Source organism: Kitasatospora sp. HUAS MG31 (assembly GCF_040571325.1).
Classification (GTDB): Bacteria; Actinomycetota; Actinomycetes; order Streptomycetales; family Streptomycetaceae; genus Kitasatospora; species Kitasatospora camelliae.
Window position 1 is genome coordinate 3,864,064 of the sequence record NZ_CP159872.1, and the last position, 15,677, is coordinate 3,879,740.

Annotated in this window: 13 protein-coding genes; 2 read left to right on the forward strand and 11 right to left on the reverse strand. The window is 74.5% G+C overall.

From position 1 onward, the window contains the following. Nucleotides 1-26 precede the first annotated feature (26 nt). Both ABWK59_RS17510 and ABWK59_RS17515 read right to left on the reverse strand, forming a co-directional pair. Nucleotides 27-1,007 carry a GntR family transcriptional regulator gene (locus tag ABWK59_RS17510; protein WP_354641523.1) on the reverse strand — a complete coding sequence of 327 codons (981 nt, stop codon included), beginning with the start codon at nt 1,005-1,007 and terminating at the stop codon, nt 27-29. A gap of 137 nt (nt 1,008-1,144) precedes the next feature. Then, on the reverse strand, nt 1,145-1,942 hold the full coding sequence (locus ABWK59_RS17515) for a carbon-nitrogen family hydrolase (RefSeq protein WP_354641524.1): 798 nt from the start codon (nt 1,940-1,942) through the stop codon (nt 1,145-1,147). A gap of 154 nt (nt 1,943-2,096) precedes the next feature. Here ABWK59_RS17515 and ABWK59_RS17520 point away from each other — a divergent pair, with 154 nt between their 5' ends. Beyond that, entirely contained in the window at nt 2,097-2,930 is an 834-nt protein-coding gene (locus ABWK59_RS17520; RefSeq protein WP_354641525.1) for a maleylpyruvate isomerase family mycothiol-dependent enzyme, read from the forward strand. 25 nt (nt 2,931-2,955) lie between these two features. Here the strand turns inward: ABWK59_RS17520 and ABWK59_RS17525 are convergent, their stop codons facing one another. From ABWK59_RS17525 to ABWK59_RS17550, 6 genes are all read right to left on the reverse strand, one after another. After that, nucleotides 2,956-4,260 (reverse strand): MFS transporter, encoded by a 1,305-nt coding sequence (locus ABWK59_RS17525; RefSeq protein WP_354641526.1) that lies wholly within the window; start codon nt 4,258-4,260, stop codon nt 2,956-2,958. 76 nt (nt 4,261-4,336) lie between these two features. Beyond that, entirely contained in the window at nt 4,337-5,581 is a 1,245-nt protein-coding gene (locus ABWK59_RS17530; protein WP_354641527.1) for a M64 family metallopeptidase, read from the reverse strand. A 220-nt stretch (nt 5,582-5,801) separates the two neighbouring features. After that, nucleotides 5,802-7,055 carry an ABC transporter permease gene (locus ABWK59_RS17535; RefSeq protein WP_354641528.1) on the reverse strand — a complete coding sequence of 418 codons (1,254 nt, stop codon included), beginning with the start codon at nt 7,053-7,055 and terminating at the stop codon, nt 5,802-5,804. A gap of 1 nt (nt 7,056) precedes the next feature. Continuing rightward, the gene (locus ABWK59_RS17540; RefSeq protein ID WP_354641529.1) at nt 7,057-7,737 is read right to left on the reverse strand and encodes an ABC transporter ATP-binding protein; all 681 of its coding nucleotides are present in this window, start codon (nt 7,735-7,737) and stop codon (nt 7,057-7,059) included. Continuing rightward, entirely contained in the window at nt 7,734-9,251 is a 1,518-nt protein-coding gene (locus tag ABWK59_RS17545) for a peptidoglycan-binding protein (RefSeq protein ID WP_354641530.1), read from the reverse strand. Before ABWK59_RS17545 ends, ABWK59_RS17540 begins: the two co-directional genes overlap by 4 nt. A gap of 113 nt (nt 9,252-9,364) precedes the next feature. Beyond that, entirely contained in the window at nt 9,365-10,594 is a 1,230-nt protein-coding gene (locus ABWK59_RS17550) for a benzoate/H(+) symporter BenE family transporter (protein ID WP_354641531.1), read from the reverse strand. A gap of 227 nt (nt 10,595-10,821) precedes the next feature. Here ABWK59_RS17550 and ABWK59_RS17555 point away from each other — a divergent pair, with 227 nt between their 5' ends. Then, nucleotides 10,822-11,700 (forward strand): hypothetical protein, encoded by an 879-nt coding sequence (locus ABWK59_RS17555; RefSeq protein WP_354641532.1) that lies wholly within the window; start codon nt 10,822-10,824, stop codon nt 11,698-11,700. Nucleotides 11,701-11,761: 61 nt separating this feature from the next. Here ABWK59_RS17555 and ABWK59_RS17560 read toward each other — a convergent pair whose 3' ends face one another. From ABWK59_RS17560 to pdhA, 3 genes are read right to left on the reverse strand one after another with little or no spacing between them, the layout of a single operon-like run. After that, the gene (locus ABWK59_RS17560; protein WP_354641533.1) at nt 11,762-13,189 is read right to left on the reverse strand and encodes a dihydrolipoamide acetyltransferase family protein; all 1,428 of its coding nucleotides are present in this window, start codon (nt 13,187-13,189) and stop codon (nt 11,762-11,764) included. A gap of 14 nt (nt 13,190-13,203) precedes the next feature. Continuing rightward, a complete protein-coding gene (locus tag ABWK59_RS17565) occupies nt 13,204-14,178 on the reverse strand; it encodes an alpha-ketoacid dehydrogenase subunit beta (RefSeq protein WP_354641534.1) in 975 nt (324 codons plus the stop codon). Beyond that, on the reverse strand, nt 14,178-15,323 hold the full coding sequence (gene pdhA / locus ABWK59_RS17570; RefSeq protein ID WP_420492797.1) for a pyruvate dehydrogenase (acetyl-transferring) E1 component subunit alpha: 1,146 nt from the start codon (nt 15,321-15,323) through the stop codon (nt 14,178-14,180). Before pdhA ends, ABWK59_RS17565 begins: the two co-directional genes overlap by 1 nt. Between the last annotated feature and the right edge of the window lie 354 nt (nt 15,324-15,677).

Genomic DNA, 15,677 nt, shown 5'->3' on the forward strand with positions numbered 1-15,677 from the left:
CACGGGGCGGGCAATGACGGCTTACCCTACCGGCCCGCGCCGGGCTGCCCGCCCTCCGGCCGAAGGGGTGCCACCGGCCGCAACGGGCGCCCGAACCGTCCCGGCGGGACGAACCTCGGCAACGGCACCCGGCCGAGGCCGGCGTCGGCCACGCTCCCGGCGTCGGGCTCGCCCCCCGGCCCGGCCGGGTCCTCGGACCGGCTCGCCCGCGCGGTCACTGGAGCGGTCGGCGGGACGGCCTCCGCGGGGCCCGCGGTCGGCGGGACCGCCGGTGCCGGGTTCGCGGTCTCCCGCAGCAGCGGCATGATCTCGACCGTCTCCAGCGGGTTCCCGGTGATCCTGGCCATCAGTTCGACCGTGAACAGGTTGTAGTCGTTGACCACCTGGTGGGCGCCGGCCGGGTCCCGGGCCTCGATCCGGTCGACCAGCTCGCCGTGCCGGTCCCAGCAGACCCCGCGCAGGTCGCCCGCGGTCCGCAGGTGCGGGGCGGCGAACATCCAGGACTGCACCCTGAGCCAGCCCAGGTAGCCGGCGATCCGCTCGTTGCCCAGCAGCGCCGCGGCCTCCTGCCAGAACCTCAGGTCGCAGCCGACCAGCACGTCCAGCTGTCCGGCCCGGGAGGCGCGGGACGCGGCGACGGCCCGGCGGCGCAGCGAGGGCAGCCGGGCCCAGTCGTAGTGGGCGATCCTGGCGTGCAGCCGGCGGATCGCGTTGTCGGTCAGCAGCGTCCGCGCCTCGGAGATCTCCAGGAAGTCGTCCCAGGTGAACTCGGGCACGGTGAAGCCGCGGTGGTGCTCGGTGCGGAGCAGTCCCTGGGCGGCGAGGTCGACCAGGGCCTCACGGGCCGGGGTGGCCGAGACCCCGTAGAGATCGGCGATCTCCTTGACGGTGAAGTTCCGTCCGGCGGGGAGCCGGCCGGCCATCATCTCCTCGCGGAGCGCCTCGGCGATCTGCTCCCGGAGGCTGTTGCGCCTGATCGCGGAACGGCCGCCACCGTACTCCCCCACGGCCACCCCTCTCCCGGCCGGGCGGAGTCCGGCCGGCGAAAACGCGACTCGGGCTCACCTTCCCCAAATCGCCCACAGGGTACACAACCGCGTCAAGCCGGACCCAGCCCCCCGCGCCCCGCTGTGCGCAGCGCCACTCAGCGCCGGACCGGGGCGGGGATGCCGAGCAGCCGGTCGCGGTGGACCGGGAACTCGGACCGGGCCTTGGCCACCTCGGCCGGATCGAACTCCACCGTGAGGACCTCCTCCCCGGCGCCGGCCTCGGCCAGCACCCGGCCCCAGGGGTCGACCACCACGCTGTGCCCGGCCTGCTCGACGCCGCCGTGGGTGCCGGCGGTGTTGCAGGCCAGCACGTACGCCTGCTCCTCCACCGCGCGGGCCCGGGCCAGCAGGCTCCAGTGCTCGCGGCGGCGTTCGGGCCAGGCCGCGGGGACGACCAGCAGCTCGGCCCCGGCGTCCAGCAGGGCCCGGAAGAGCTCGGGGAAGCGCAGGTCGTAGCAGGTGGCCAGGCCGATCACGCCGAGGTCGGTGGCGGCGGTGGCGATCTCCTGCCCGGCGCCCATCACCACGGCCTCGCCGCTGTCGAACCCGAAGCGGTGGATCTTGCGGTACGTACGGACCAGCTCGCCGTCCGGGGCGAAGAGCAGCGAGGTGTTGTAGATCGGGCCGTCCGGGTCGCGTTCGACGATCGAACCGGCGTGCAGCCAGACGCCGGCCGCCCGGGCGGCCTCCGCCATGGTGTCCGCGGTCGGTCCGTCCAGCGGCTCGGCGCCCTCGGACCAGGCCTCGTAGGCGAAGCCGCCGAGCGCCCACAGCTCGGGGAGGACCACCAGGTCGGCACCCCGCTGGGCACGGACCAGCGCCGCCGCCCGGGCCCGTCGCTCGTCGGCGGGTTCGGCCTCGGAGACCGCGAGTTGGATCAATGAAGCGCGCACAGTACCACCGTCCACGACAAGAGTCCTACGATCATCACCCGAAAGCGCTGCCCTGCTGTCACCCGGCAGCGTAACGTGCGGGTAGCGCCCGTGCCCGGAGGTCGCCAGGTCTCCCGGCGGGTGGGACGGAAGCTGACGGAGGGCCGAGATTCCCGTGACGGACAACCAGACCGTGCAGGCTTACACCGACGCGTGGGCCCAGTCCATCGAGTCGGTGGCGGAGCTGATCGCCGCCCTCCCGACCGACTCCTGGAACCGCGCCACCGAGTGCCCGGGCTGGTCGGTCCGCGACGTGGTCTCGCACATCATCGCGGTCGAGTCCGAGCTGCTGGGGGACCCGCGCCCGATCCACGCGCTCCCGCGCGACCTGCGGCACGTCACCAGCGAGTACGCCCGGTACATCGAGCTGCCGGTGGACAAGCGGCGCTGCCACACGCCGGTCGAGGTGGTCAGCGAGCTGGAGTACACCGTCATCCGCCGCTGCCGGGCCCTGCGCAACGCCAAGTACGGGCCGGGCGACCTGGTCCGCTGGCCGGCCGGCCCGCTCTCCCGCGACATCACCTACCTCCAGCTGCTGCGCAACCGCGCCTTCGACGTCTGGGTGCACGAGCAGGACCTGCGCCGGGCGGTCGGCCTCCCCGGCAACCTGGGCTCGCCCGCCGCGCAGGTGACCCGTGACTACCTGCTGGAGGGTCTGCCCAGGGTGGTGGCCCGGCTGGCGGGGGCGCCGGCCGGCACCACGGTGGCGCTGGACGTGACCGGGCCGCTGGAGTTCCTGCGCACCGTCCGGGTGGACGCCAACGGCCGGGGCGCGATGGAGGAGTCGGTGCACCTGGCGCCCGACCTCCAGCTGTCCATGGACTGGGAGACCTACGTCCGGCTGGCCTGCGGCCGGGTCCGTCCGGAGGCGGTGGCGGGCCGGCTGCGGGTCGACGGGGACGGCGAGCTGGCGGCGCGGGTGCTCGCCCACTTCGCGCTGACCCCCTGAGCCGGCGGGCTCCGAAGGGCCGCGGTCAGCTGATCCTCCGGCGCAGCCGGAGGATCATCGCCGTTCCCACCGCCAGCGGGACGAACTGCCAGCAGAACGCCCAGCGGTAGGCCGCGGCCGAGTGCGCCGCTCCGCCCGACAGCAGGTCGAGCAGGATCCCGATGCCGAGCAGGGTGATCGTCGAGCCGATGAAGCCGCCCATGTTGGCGATGCCGGAGGCGGTGCCCAGCCGCTCGGACGGGTTGTACGCGCGGGCGTAGTCCAGGCCGATCAGCGAGGCGGGCCCGTTGGTGCCCATCACCACCAGCAGGACCACCAGCAGCCCGAGCGGCGGGCGTCCGGCGGGCCAGGCCAGCACCACGGCCCAGCAGCCGGCCGTGGCGCCCAGCACGGTCAGCGCGATCGGCATCCGCAGGGCCGCGGAGCGGGAGACCAGCCGTCCGAAGACCAGCGCGAAGACCATGTTGCTGGCCACCAGCAGGGTCAGCAGCCCGCCCGCCGCGCCGCGGGACAGGCCCTGGGCCTCCACCAGGTACGGCAGGCCCCAGAGCAGGCCGAAGGCGGCGGCCGGGAAGGCGGTGGTGAAGTGCACCCACATGCCGAGCCGGGTGCCGGGCTCGCTCCAGGCGTCCCGGATCTGCCGCCGGACGGACAGCCGCCGCCCCGGCTGCGGGCCCCGGCCCGGGCCTTCCGGGGCCGGGCCCTCGCGGAGCAGCGCCACCAGCGCGAACACTCCGGTCCCGGCCAGCGCGATGGTGCCGAAGGTGAAGGTCCAGCCCTCCCGGTGCAGGGCCTCGGCCAGCACCACGGTGGTGACCAGGTTGCCGCCCATCCCGGCCAGTCCGGTGAGCTGGGCCAGCAGCGGGTTCCGGGCCGGCGGGAACCAGCGGGCGGCCACCCTGAGCACGCTGATGAAGGTCATCGCGTCCCCGCAGCCGAGCACCGCCCGGGAGGCCAGGGCCGGGCCGAAGGAGGTGCCGAGGGCGAAGGCCAGCTGCCCGAGGCTCATCAGCAGCACGCCGAGCAGCAGCACCCGGCGCGGCCCGAACCGGTCCACCAGCAGCCCGACCGGGATCTGCATCGCCGCGTAGACCAGCACCTGGAGGATGGAGAAGGTGGAGAGCGCGGAGGCCCCGATCCCGAACCGCTCGGCGGCGTCCAGCCCGGCCACGCCGAGGCTGGTGCGGTGCACCACGGCCAGGACGTACACGGTGCAGCCGATCGCCCAGGCGGTCCACGCGGCACGGCCGCCCGGCGGCACCGGACCGAGCTGCGGCCGCGGACCGGGTACGGGGACGGGGCGGGCGGCGCTGGCGGGGTCCACGGTCATAGTGACCCCAGGCTAGTCATCCCATCAAATGATCTATTCGACGGGGACCCTCGGGCCCTCCGGGGCCGCGGGGCCTTCAGCCGGCGACCGTCCAGCTCACCGTCCGGGTCATGTACCGGTCGCGGAACTCCTCGTCGCGCAGCCAGTCGGTGGTGTCCCGGACGGTCGCCGTCACGGTGACCCGCCGGCCCGGCTCGATCGCGAGCAGCGCGGTGTCCAGCCAGGTGCGGTCCGGCGAGGTGGGTTCGACCGGCCGGCCGTCCACCGTCCAGTCCACCTGGAGCTGCCGCTGCCCGGTCAGCCGCAGCGGGTTGACCTGGAGCTTGGGACGTCCGGGGACCTCGCCGGGCGGCGGGGAGGGGGTGTCCATCGGCTTCACCCGGCGGTAGATCTGCTCCAGGATCGCCTCTCGGGAGGGGAGGTTGTAGACGCCGCCGAGGGTGCGCATCACGGAGTCCTCGGTCGGGCGGTACAGCCCGTTGGTGCTCCGGTAGGCGCCGATCGGGCTGCCGCCGTCGGGCGAGGGGGCGTCGAGCCAGCGCCACCACTTCACCCGGGTCCGGCGCATCTCCTCCGCGTCCACCTCGGCGAGGTTGGGGTAGTCGGAGTCCTCGGGGGCACTGTCGTACTCGTCGCCGAGGTCGCCGATGGTGTGCCCGATCTCGTGCTGGATGATCCGCCCGGCGTCCGGGCTGCCGCCCGCCAGGGTGGTCACCCCGGTGCCGCCGGCGCCGCCGTACTCGGTGGAGTTGGCCAGGGCTATCAGGTACTGCGGGCCGTCGCCCGCGCCGGCCAGCCGGGCCGTGGCGTCCTCGTCCGCGCAGAGCAGCCGGGCGGTGCCCTCGCACCAGAAGTGCATGCCCAGCGGGGTGGACGGCGCCCCGGAGCCGGCGTCGGGCTCGGTCTCGGCGATCCCGGGGACGGTGGACACCACGTCGACCCGCCGTATGTTGAAGAAGCCCTGGTAGGTGCGGAACGGCTCGATCTCCATCAGGGCCCGCCAGGCCCGGTCCGCCTGCTCGCGGTACAGGCCCTGCTGACTGTCGGTGTAGCCGTCGCCCAGCAGCACCAGGGTGATCCGGTTGGCCGGGTCCCCGGAGAGCTTGAGGTCGACGGTCGGGGCGGTGCCGGGGGCCCGCAGGTCGGCCGGGGCGGCGGCGCCCGGCGGGGCGGCCCGGTCGACCAGGGGCTCCGCCGGCGGGCCTATGACGCTGGAGGGCGCGGGGCCGGCCAGCTCCAGGGCGGCCGGCAGAGCGGCGGCTGAGAGCAGGACCAGCGCTGTCGCGCTCGGTACGAAACGACCGGGCTTGCCAGACGGCATCTCGGGGACGTCCTCGCTGCTCCGGTCACCCGGGCCGAGCGCCCGGGTGAAGGGTCGCGGAGACGTACCCGGATCCGGTGACCGAACAACGGTTCGCCACCGGATCTCCCCCCACCGGCGTACACCGGACACGCCGCCGTGCGCTCCCCGTGCGCCCGTCGGCACACCGTCCGTACGCCGTGGCGGGACCGGCGGCCCGGTGTCGGCCGACCGGACCGGGTCAGCCGGAGCGCAGCGCCCGCAGCGGGTCGGTCCGGGCGGCCCGGACGGCCGGGTAGAGGCCCGCCAGCAGACCCACCACGCTGCCGATCAGCGGCGCGGGCAGGGTGGCCAGCGGCGGCAGCACGGCGGTCCAGTCCCGGGCGGCGGCCACCGTGACCACCACCAGGGTGCCGAGCGCGGTGCCGATCAGCCCGCCGAGCGTGCCGAGGGCGGTGGACTCGGTGAGGAACTGCGCCGCGATGTGCCGGGTCCGGGCGCCGAGCGCCCGGCGCAGGCCGATCTCCTCGGTCCTCTCCAGCACTGCCACCAGGGTGGTGTTGGCGATGCCGACCGCTCCGACCGCCAGGCAGATCGCGGCCAGGGCGAGGAAGAGGCCGGTCAGGTCGGAGGCGACCCGGTCCTGCAGGGCGTGCGGGTCCGGCGGCTCGGTGACGGTGAGCCGGTTCACCGCGTCCGGCCGCAGGGCGGGGGCCAGCTGGGCGGCGACCGTCCGGGCCGCGCCGATCCGGGTGGCGACCAGCAGGTGGGCGGCCCGCTCCTCGCCGGGCCCGGGGTTGCCGAACCGGTCCAGGGCGGTGCTGGTGGGGATGACCACGCCCAGCAGGGTGTCCGGCAGCCGTTCCACATCCCGGTAGATCCCGATCACGGTGTAGGGCAGGCCGTCGACGAAGACCGCCGGCTGGGCGTCCAGCCGGGACACCCCGAGCCGGGCCGCGGCGGCCTGGCTGAGCAGCACCACCGGCAGCCGGGCCTGCTGCGGGTAGGCGTCCAGGCTCACCCCGGCGGCCAGGGTCGGCCGCATCGCCGCCACCGCGCCCGGGGTCGCCGCGTACACCGACAGGCCCTGCCCGGCGGTGCCGTCCCCGGTCGGGGTGGCGGCGATCCGCAGGCCCTCGGACGGGATCCGCCACCAGACACCGGCGGCGGTGACGCCGTCGATCCGGGCGACCCGGGTGTCGGCGTCCTCGGGGAAGCCGACCGGTGGGGCGGCGCCCGGCGGGAGGCCGTCCCCGGGCGGGTCGTCGACCACCGTGACGGTGGTCGCCCGGGTCGGGTTGAACCGGTCGCCGATCTGCCCGGAGGCGGTCGCGGTGAGCCCGAGGACGGCGACGAAGGCGCCGACGCCGAGCACCGTGCCGAGCATGGTCAGCGCCGACCGGGCCGGGCGTTGCAGCACGCCCGCCAGGGCCTCGCCGAGCAGGTCGCGCGGACCGAGGCGGGAGGGCGGGTCGGCGAGGACGCCGCGGGCCATCTCAGGCCTCCTCCGCCTCGGCGAGGCGGCCGTCCCGGATCCGGACCGTCCGGCCGGCCCGGGCGGCCACCGCCGGATCGTGGGTGATCACCACCAGGGTGTAGCCCTCGGCGTGCAGGCTGTCGAAGTCGTCCAGCACGGCCTGGGCGTTGGCCGAGTCCAGGTTGCCGGTCGGTTCGTCGCAGAGCAGCAGGCTGGGCCGGTTGACCAGGGCGCGGGCGATGGCCACCCGCTGCCGCTCGCCGCCGGAGAGGGTGGTGGGCAGCGCGTCCAGCCGGTGTCCGAGGCCGACCCGGCGCAGCGCGGCCCGGGCCCGGGCGCGGCGCTCGGCACGGGGGGCGCGGTTGTACACCTGGGCGAGCAGCACGTTCTCCTCGGCGGTGCGGTGGGCGATCAGGTGGAAGGACTGGAAGACGAAGCCGATCCGCCGGCCGCGCAGGGTGGAGCGGTCGCGGTCAGTGAGCCGGGCGGTGTCGATCCCGTCCAGGGTGTAGCCGCCCGCGGTGGGGGTGTCGAGCAGGCCCAGCAGGTGCAGCAGGGTGGACTTGCCGGAGCCGGAGGGGCCGGTGACGGCCAGGTACTCGCCGCGCTCCACGGTCAGGTCGCAGGGGTGGAGGGCGGTGACCGGGGGCGGTCCGGCGAAGCTCCGGGCCAGGCCGTCCAGGCGGATGACCGGGGTCACCGGCCCACCGCCACCAGGTCGCCCTCGCGCAGCCGGGCGCCGTCGGCCGGGGTCACGCCGACGAACCCGGCGGCGCTCACCCCGGCGGCGACCGGCACGGTGGTGCGCTGCCCGTCCGGGTCCACCCGGGTCACGCTGGTCCGCCCGGACGCGTCGGTGGAGACCGCCGCGACCGGGACGCTGAGCACCGGCGCGGCGGCCGCGTCGCGCAGCACGGTGATCCGGACGTTCTGGCCGCTGAAGTCGGCCGGCAGCGGTTCGGCCGGGGTGATCCGCACCGGCACGTACGCGGGCACCTGGCCGGCCTGGTTGGGTCCGGCCTGGCCGCCCTGGCCCGGGGCCGCGCCCGGTCCGCCCTGGCCCGCTCCGGCCGGTGCGGCGGCGGCCGCGCCGATCGGCACCACCCGGCCGGCCGGCGGGGTGGTGGCGGGGGTGCCGAGGTCGGCCACCGTGCCGCGGATCGTCCGCCCGGTCGACTCGGAGAGGATCTCCACCGCCATCCCGGGGGTGATCCCGGCGGCCTGGGCGGGGCTGAGCTGGCCGGTCACCGCGAGCGGGCCGCTGGTGAGCGAGAGGAGCGCCCCGGAGACGGGTGCGCCGACCGCGCCGTTCACCGCCGTGACGGTGGCCGGCAGGCCGGGCAGGAAGACCACCTCGCCGGCCGGCACCATCGGTCCGTTCACCGCCTCGGCGGCCGCCAGCGCCTCCTTGGACTCGGTCAGCTTCCTTCTGGCGTCGGCGAGTTGGCGGTCGAGACCGGGACGTCCCGGGGTGGTCGGCGGGGGTGTGGGCGCGGCCGCCTGCTCGCGGAGGGCGTCCAGCGCGGCCTGGTCGCCGTCCACCTGGCGGCGGGCGGCGTCCACCGCCTGCTGGGTGGCCGGCCCGGTGGTCGGGGGCCGGTAGCCGAGGCTGCGGTAGTACGCGGTCACCGCCGCGGCCGTGCCGCGCCCGTAGGAGCCCTCCGGGTCGCTGCCCGAGTCGAACCCCAGCTCCTCCAGGGCGGCGCGCAGTTCGGTGACGTCCCCGCCGCTGCTGCCGGGTTTGAGGTCCCGGTACGCGGGGACGGCGCCGCGCAGGACGAACAGCGGCTGGCCGGAGACCTCGGCGAGCAGCTGCCCGTTGGCCACCTGGTCCCCGGCCCTGACCGGCGCCTCGGAGAGGTAGAGCTGGGTGATCTCGGTGGACGCGGCGGCGGGGGCGACGTCGTACCGGGTCGGCGGGTACACCTGGCCGCGGACGACGGTGGACCGGGTGAGCACCCGGCTGGTGACCGGCGCGGTGATCAGGGTGGGCGGCGGGGGTGCGGTGTCCGCGGCCCGCTCGGCCGGGGACTTCACCAGCGAGGCCGCCGCCAGTCCGCCGCCGGCGGCCACCGCGGCGAGGACGGTCGTGAGGAGCAGCAGGCGCCGCCGCCTGGCCAGCCGGGACGGGCCCAGGGCCCGGTCCTGGTCGGGGGCCGGCGGCCCGCCCGGTGCCACGGTGTCCTCGACGTGCCGCTGTGCCAGCTCACTCACTGCCGAACTCCCGCCGCCCCCTGGCCGAATGGCCTCACCCTACCGGCCGGGACGGGCCGTCGAACGGTGAACGATCAACTCAAGTGGGCTGCTCGGCAGTGGAGTTCGCCGGTTCAGCCGGGGCGTCGGGCGGTGATCACCAGGTGGGTGGCCACGCCGAGCAGCAGGCCCCAGAAGGCGGCGCCGATACCGAACAGGCTCATCCCCGACGCGGTGGCCAGGAAGGTCACCACCGCACCGTCCCGGCCGTGTTCCTCGGCCAGCGCCCCGGCCAGGCTGCCCTGGAAGGAGGCGAGCAGCGCCACTCCGGCGATCACCGCGATCAGGGCGTGCGGCAGTCCGGTGAACAGGCTGACCAGGACGCCGCCGAAGCTGCCCACCACCAGGTAGAGCACGCCGGCGGACATCCCGGCGACGTACCGGCGGCGCGGGTCGGGGTGGCTCTCGGGGCTGGTGCAGATCGCGGCGGTGATGGCGGCCAGGTTGATCCCGGGCGAGCCGAACGGCGCCAGCAGCACCGAGAGCGTCCCGGTGGCGCCGACCAGCAGGCGGTCGTCGGGCCGGTAGCCGGAGGCCCGCATGATGGCGAGGCCGGGCGCGTTCTGGGAGGCGAGGGCGACCAGGGTGAGCGGCAGCGCCAGGCCGACGGTGGCCGCCCAGGAGAAGGCGGGGAGGGTGAGGACCGGCCGGACCGGTCCGCCGGAGCCGAGGTGCAGCGGCAGGCCGACGGTGGCCGCGGCGAGTGCGGCGCCGGCCAGCAGCGCGATCGGGACGGCGTACCGCGGGACCAGCCGCTTGGCCGCCAGGAAGGCCGCGAAGCTGCCGAGCACCAGGACGGGGGCGGTATGGAGTTCGGTGAAGATCCCGGCGCCGAAGGAGAACAGGATGCCGGCCAGCATGGCGTTCACGATGCCCACCGGGATGGCCCGGATCAGCCGCCCGAACAGCCCGGTGAAGCCGAACAGCGCCACCGCCGCGCTGCTCAGCAGGAAGGCGCCGACGGCCTCCCGCCAGGGGTACGCGCCGAGGCTGGTGACCAGCAGGGCGGCGCCCGGGGTCGACCAGGCGGTGATCACGGGGGTGCGGGTGTACCAGCTGAGCAGCAGGCAGGTGAGGCCGCTGCCGAGGGAGACCGCCCAGATCCAGGAGGCGGTCCGGGCCGGGTCCAGGTGTCCGGCCCCGGCGGCGGCCAGCACCACCACGAGCGGGCCGGAGAAGGAGACGGCGATGCAGACCAGTCCGGCCAGCAGGGCCGGCGCCGAGACGTCCCGCCGCAGCGAGGGCCGGTCCGTGGCCGCGGGGCCGGTGGTGGTCGCGACCGGGGTCGCCGTCTGCTCTGCCATCCGAGCAGTATCCCCAAGCAGGTGTCAGGTCCGCAGGTGCTCCATGCGACTGTCTTGACCCGTGGACGGAAACCCGCGGAAAAATTCTTCGGACCCACCTGCAACCCCCGGCGGGGATGGACGTCTATCAGGGTGAGGGCGGGACGAGCGGAGCGGCCGGCGGCCGACGCGCAGGATGCCTTCACCTACACACCGTCAGCACGTCATCCCCGGGGGGACTTCCCATCATGCGCGCGCCCGTTATCTCCCGTTTCGTCCGCAACTCCCTCGCCACCTCGGCCGCCGCGCTCACCCTCGGTATCGGGCTTCCCCTCCTCGCCGGCACCCCCGCCTGGGCGTGCGGCGCGGACAGCCCGGCCGCCGCCGTCCAGCCGGCCGAGCACCACGCCCAGGACGCGGTCAGCTCCTTCATCGCGCCCTTCCCGACCTCGGTCACCGCCGGCGGCGCCAAGGTGGAGGTCGGCGTCGAGCAGGCCAACTTCACCGGCCAGCCCTACCAGCACCTGGCGCCCGGCTTCGCCCTCTTCGCGTCGGAGCCGTCGAGCACGGACCCGAACCGGGTGGTGAACCTGCAGCCGGAGCACGTCACGGTGGAGGTCCTGCACCAGGGGACGTGGAAGCGGCTGAACCTGGCCCCCGGCTGCGACCCCGCGCTCAGCGCCGACACCTCCCCGGTCGCCGAGCCGCTGGCGGACGGTCGCGCGCACCGCTACACGTTCCGCATCGGCCTCTCGGCGAAGGCGCCCAAGGAGCTGAAGACGATCGACGTCCACACCGGCGGGGGCGTCAACGGGGGCGTCGCCTCCTTCACCCTCGCCATCGCCCGCCCGAAGGCGCCCACCGCCCCGAGCACGGCCGCCCCGGCCCCGACGGTCACCGCGACCGCGGCCGTCGAGGCCGAGTCCAAGGCCGCCCCGGTCTCGCAGGCCGTCCTGACCGGCGGCACCCGGGCCGCCGCCACGACCGAGGCCGCGGAGCAGTCCCCCGCCCAGCTCGCCGAGACCGGCTCGGTCACCCCCACCCGGTTCCTCTTCGTGTCGGGCGCCTTCGCGCTCCTGCTCGGCGGCGGGGTGCTGTACGGCGTGCGCCGGATCGCGAAGCGCTGACGCGTACGGGAAGGGCCCCCGCTCCGGGTGGAGCGGGGGCCCTTCCGTCTGCACCGGGGCGTCAGCCCCAGGTGATCAGGCGCTTCGGGTACTCCAGGATGGCCGCGGTGTCCGCGAGCACCTTGGAACCCAGCTCGCCGTCGACCAGGCGGTGGTCGAAGGAGAGCGCGAGGGTGGTCACCTGGCGCGGGACCACCTTGCCCTTGTGCACCCAGGGCATCTCCCGGACGGCGCCGAAGGCCAGGATGGCCGCCTCGCCCGGGTTGAGGATCGGGGTGCCGGTGTCGACGCCGAAGACGCCGACGTTGGTGATGGTGATCGAGCCGCCCTGCATGTCGGCCGGGGAGGTCTTGCCCTGGCGGGCCGTCTCCACCAGCTCGCCGAGCGCGATCGACAGCTGGGACAGGGTCTTGGCGCCGGCGTCCTTGATGTTCGGGACGATCAGGCCGCGCGGGGTGGCGGCGGCGATGCCGAGGTTGACCGCGCCCTTGAGCACGATCTCCTGGGCGACCTCGTCCCAGCTGGCGTTGATCTCCGGGTGCCGCTTGACCGCCGTCAGCAGCGCCTTGGCCACCAGCAGCAGCGGGCTGACCCGGACGCCCTGGCCGAGCTCGCCGGTCTCCTTGAGCTTGCGGACCAGCTTCATCGTGCGGGTCACGTCGACCTGCACGAACTCGGTGACGTGCGGCGCGGTGAAGGCCGAGGAGACCATCGCGGCCGCGGTGGCCTTGCGGACGCCCTTGATCGGCACCCGGACGTCGCCGGCCGCGGCGGGAGCCTGGGCCGGCGCCAGCACCGGCACCTCGACGGCCACCGGTGCCTCGACCGCCGGGGCGGCGGGTGCGGGCGCGGCGGCGGCGTGCACGTCCTCGCGGGTGATCACCCCGCCCGGGCCGGTCGGGACGACCGTCCGCAGGTCGATGCCGAGGTCCTTGGCGAGCTTGCGCACCGGCGGCTTGGCCAGCGGGCGCTCGTCACCGGGCGCCGCCGGAGCGGGCACCACGGGGGCCGGCACGGCGGCAGCCGGGGTCGGCGCGGGCGCGTGGTACACCGGCGCGGCCGGGGCCGCCGGGGCGGCGGCGGCCGGCTTGGCGGTGGTCCGGCGGGCCCGGCGCTGGGCGGTGCCGGTCCGCGGACCGTAGCCGACCAGCACCTCGCGGCGCTCCGGCTCGGCCTCGGCGGCCGGGGCGGCGGCGGGCGCCGCCGGGGCCGCAGCGGCCTCGGGGGCCGCGCCGGCCACGGCCACCGCGATGATCGGGGTACCGACGTCGACGGTCTGGCCCTCCGGGAAGAAGAGCTTCTCCACGGTGCCGGTGAACGGGATCGGCAGCTCGACGGCGGCCTTGGCGGTCTCGACCTCGCAGACGACCTGGCCGTCGGTGACCGTGTCACCCGGCTTCACGTACCAGGTGAGGATCTCCGCCTCGGTCAGGCCCTCGCCGACGTCGGGCATCTTGAACTCGCGGAGCGAGCGAACTTCAGTGGTCATCGTCGCTTCCCGGGTCAGAAGGCCATCGCGCGGTCGACGGCGTCGAGCACACGGTCCAGGTCGGGCAGGAAGGTCTCCTCCACCCGCGACGGCGGGTAGGGGGCGTGGTAGCCGCCGACCCGGAGGATCGGGGCCTCCAGGTGGTAGAAGCAGCGCTCCGTGAGGCGGGCCGCGATCTCGGCGCCGACGCCCATGAACACCGAGGCCTCGTGGACCACGATGCCGCGGCCGGTGCGCTTGACCGACTCCTCCAGGGTGGCGAAGTCGATCGGCGAGACCGAGCGCAGGTCGACGACCTCCAGCCGGCGGCCGTCCTCCTCGGCGACGGCGGCGACCTCCTGGCACACCTTGACCATCGGGCCGTACGCGATCAGCGTCGCGTCGGTACCGGGGCGGACCACGCGGGCCGAGTACAGCGGGAAGCCGGGGTCCTCGCCGACCTCGCCCTTGTCCCAGTAGCGGCGCTTGGGCTCCAGGAAGATCACCGGGTCGTCGGACTCGATGGACTGGCGGAGCATCCAGTGCGCGTCGTGCGCGTTGGACGGGGTGACCACGCGCAGACCGGCGGTGTGCGCGAAGTACGCCTCGTGCGACTCGCTGTGGTGCTCGACCGCGCCGATGCCGCCGCCGTACGGGATGCGGACGGTGATCGGCATCTTGACGTGGCCCAGCGCACGGGCGTGCATCTTGGCCAGCTGGGTGACGATCTGGTCGAAGGCCGGGTAGACGAAGCCGTCGAACTGGATCTCGACCACCGGGCGGTAGCCGCGCAGCGCGAGGCCGATCGCGGTGCCCATGATGCCGGACTCGGCGAGCGGGGTGTCGATCACCCGGTCCTCGCCGAAGTCCTTCTGCAGGCCGTCGGTGATCCGGAAGACGCCACCGAGCTTACCGATGTCCTCGCCCATCAGGACGGTCTTCGGGTCGTTCTCCAGCGACTTGCGCAGCGCCTCGTTGAGCGCCTTGGCGATGCTGAGCTGAGCGGACATCAGTTGTGCTCCCCACCCTCGAAGGAGGCCGCGTACTCCAGGTACTCGGCGCGCTCCTCGTCGACCAGTGTGTGCGGCTCGCTGTAGACGTGGTCGAAGATGAGGGTCGGGTCCGGGTCCGGCATGGAGCGGACGCCCTCGCGCACCCGCAGGCCGAGCTTCTCGCTCTCGGCCTCGACCTCGGCGAAGAACGCCTCGTCGGCCAGGCCCTCCTTGTCCAGGTGGGCCTTCAGGCGGAGGATCGGGTCCTTGGCCTTCCAGGCCTCGGTCTCCTCGGCCAGCCGGTAGCGGGTCGGGTCGTCCGAGGTGGTGTGCGCGCCCATGCGGTAGGTGAACGCCTCGATCAGCACCGGGCCGTTGCCGCTGCGGGCGTGGTCCATGGCCCAGCGGGTGACCGCGAGGCAGGCCAGCACGTCGTTGCCGTCGACCCGGACGCCGGGGAAGCCGAAGCCGGAGGCGCGGCGGTACAGCGGGATGCGGGTCTGGTTGGTGGTGGGCTCGGAGATCGCCCACTGGTTGTTCTGGCAGAAGAACACGACCGGCGCGTTGTAGACCGACGCGAAGGTGAACGCCTCGTTGACGTCGCCCTGGCTGGAGGCGCCGTCGCCGAAGTAGGCGATGACCGCGTCGTCCGCGCCGTCCTTGGTGATGCCCATCGCGTACCCGGTGGCGTGCAGGGTCTGCGAGCCGATCACGATGGTGTAGAGGTGGAAGTTCTTCTCGTTCGGGTCCCAGCCGCCGTGGTTCACGCCGCGGAACATGCCGAGCAGGTTCAGCGGGTCGACGTCGCGGCACCAGGCGACGCCGTGCTCGCGGTAGGTCGGGAACGCGTAGTCGCCGGGTCGCATCGCGCGACCGGAGCCGACCTGGGCGGCCTCCTGGCCGAGCAGGGAGGCCCACAGACCGAGCTCGCCCTGGCGCTGCAGCGAGGTGGCCTCGGCGTCGAAGCGCCGGACCAGCACCAGGTCGCGGTAGAGGGAGCGGAGCTCCTCGGGGGTGGTCGTCAGCGGGAAGTCCGGGTGCTCGACCCGGTCGCCTTCCGGCGTGAGCAGCTGGACGAGTTCCGGTGCGGCGACACCGGCCCGGTTGTCAGGGACGCCGGGGGCCGCCTTCTTGCGCGCCCTCGCCGTGCTTTTGACGGTCACGTTCACTCCTCGGTCTGTCCGGCCGCCCGGGGTCGCCGGTGACCGGTCCGGTCACCTCCTCGCAAGCACGCGTGGGTATGCGCACCGAACTGCGGGGCAGGTGGTGTTCCCATTCCGACGGCGTCCCTCACGAGAACGTTACCCAGCCGCGACCCTTGGCGCGCTTGCGCTAGGACGTCCTAGTTGTTCCCTCTCGAGAACCGCTGGTGTGGTGCGGATCTCGACCGGTGCCGTCAGGACACCTGCGCACGCTATCCGGGCACGGGCCTGCGCGTAAGGGGGTAATCGGCATCGATTTCATTGAGGTCACCGCCTTGAGCGATAGGTCCGTCCTCCGAGGATATGGGAGGCTTT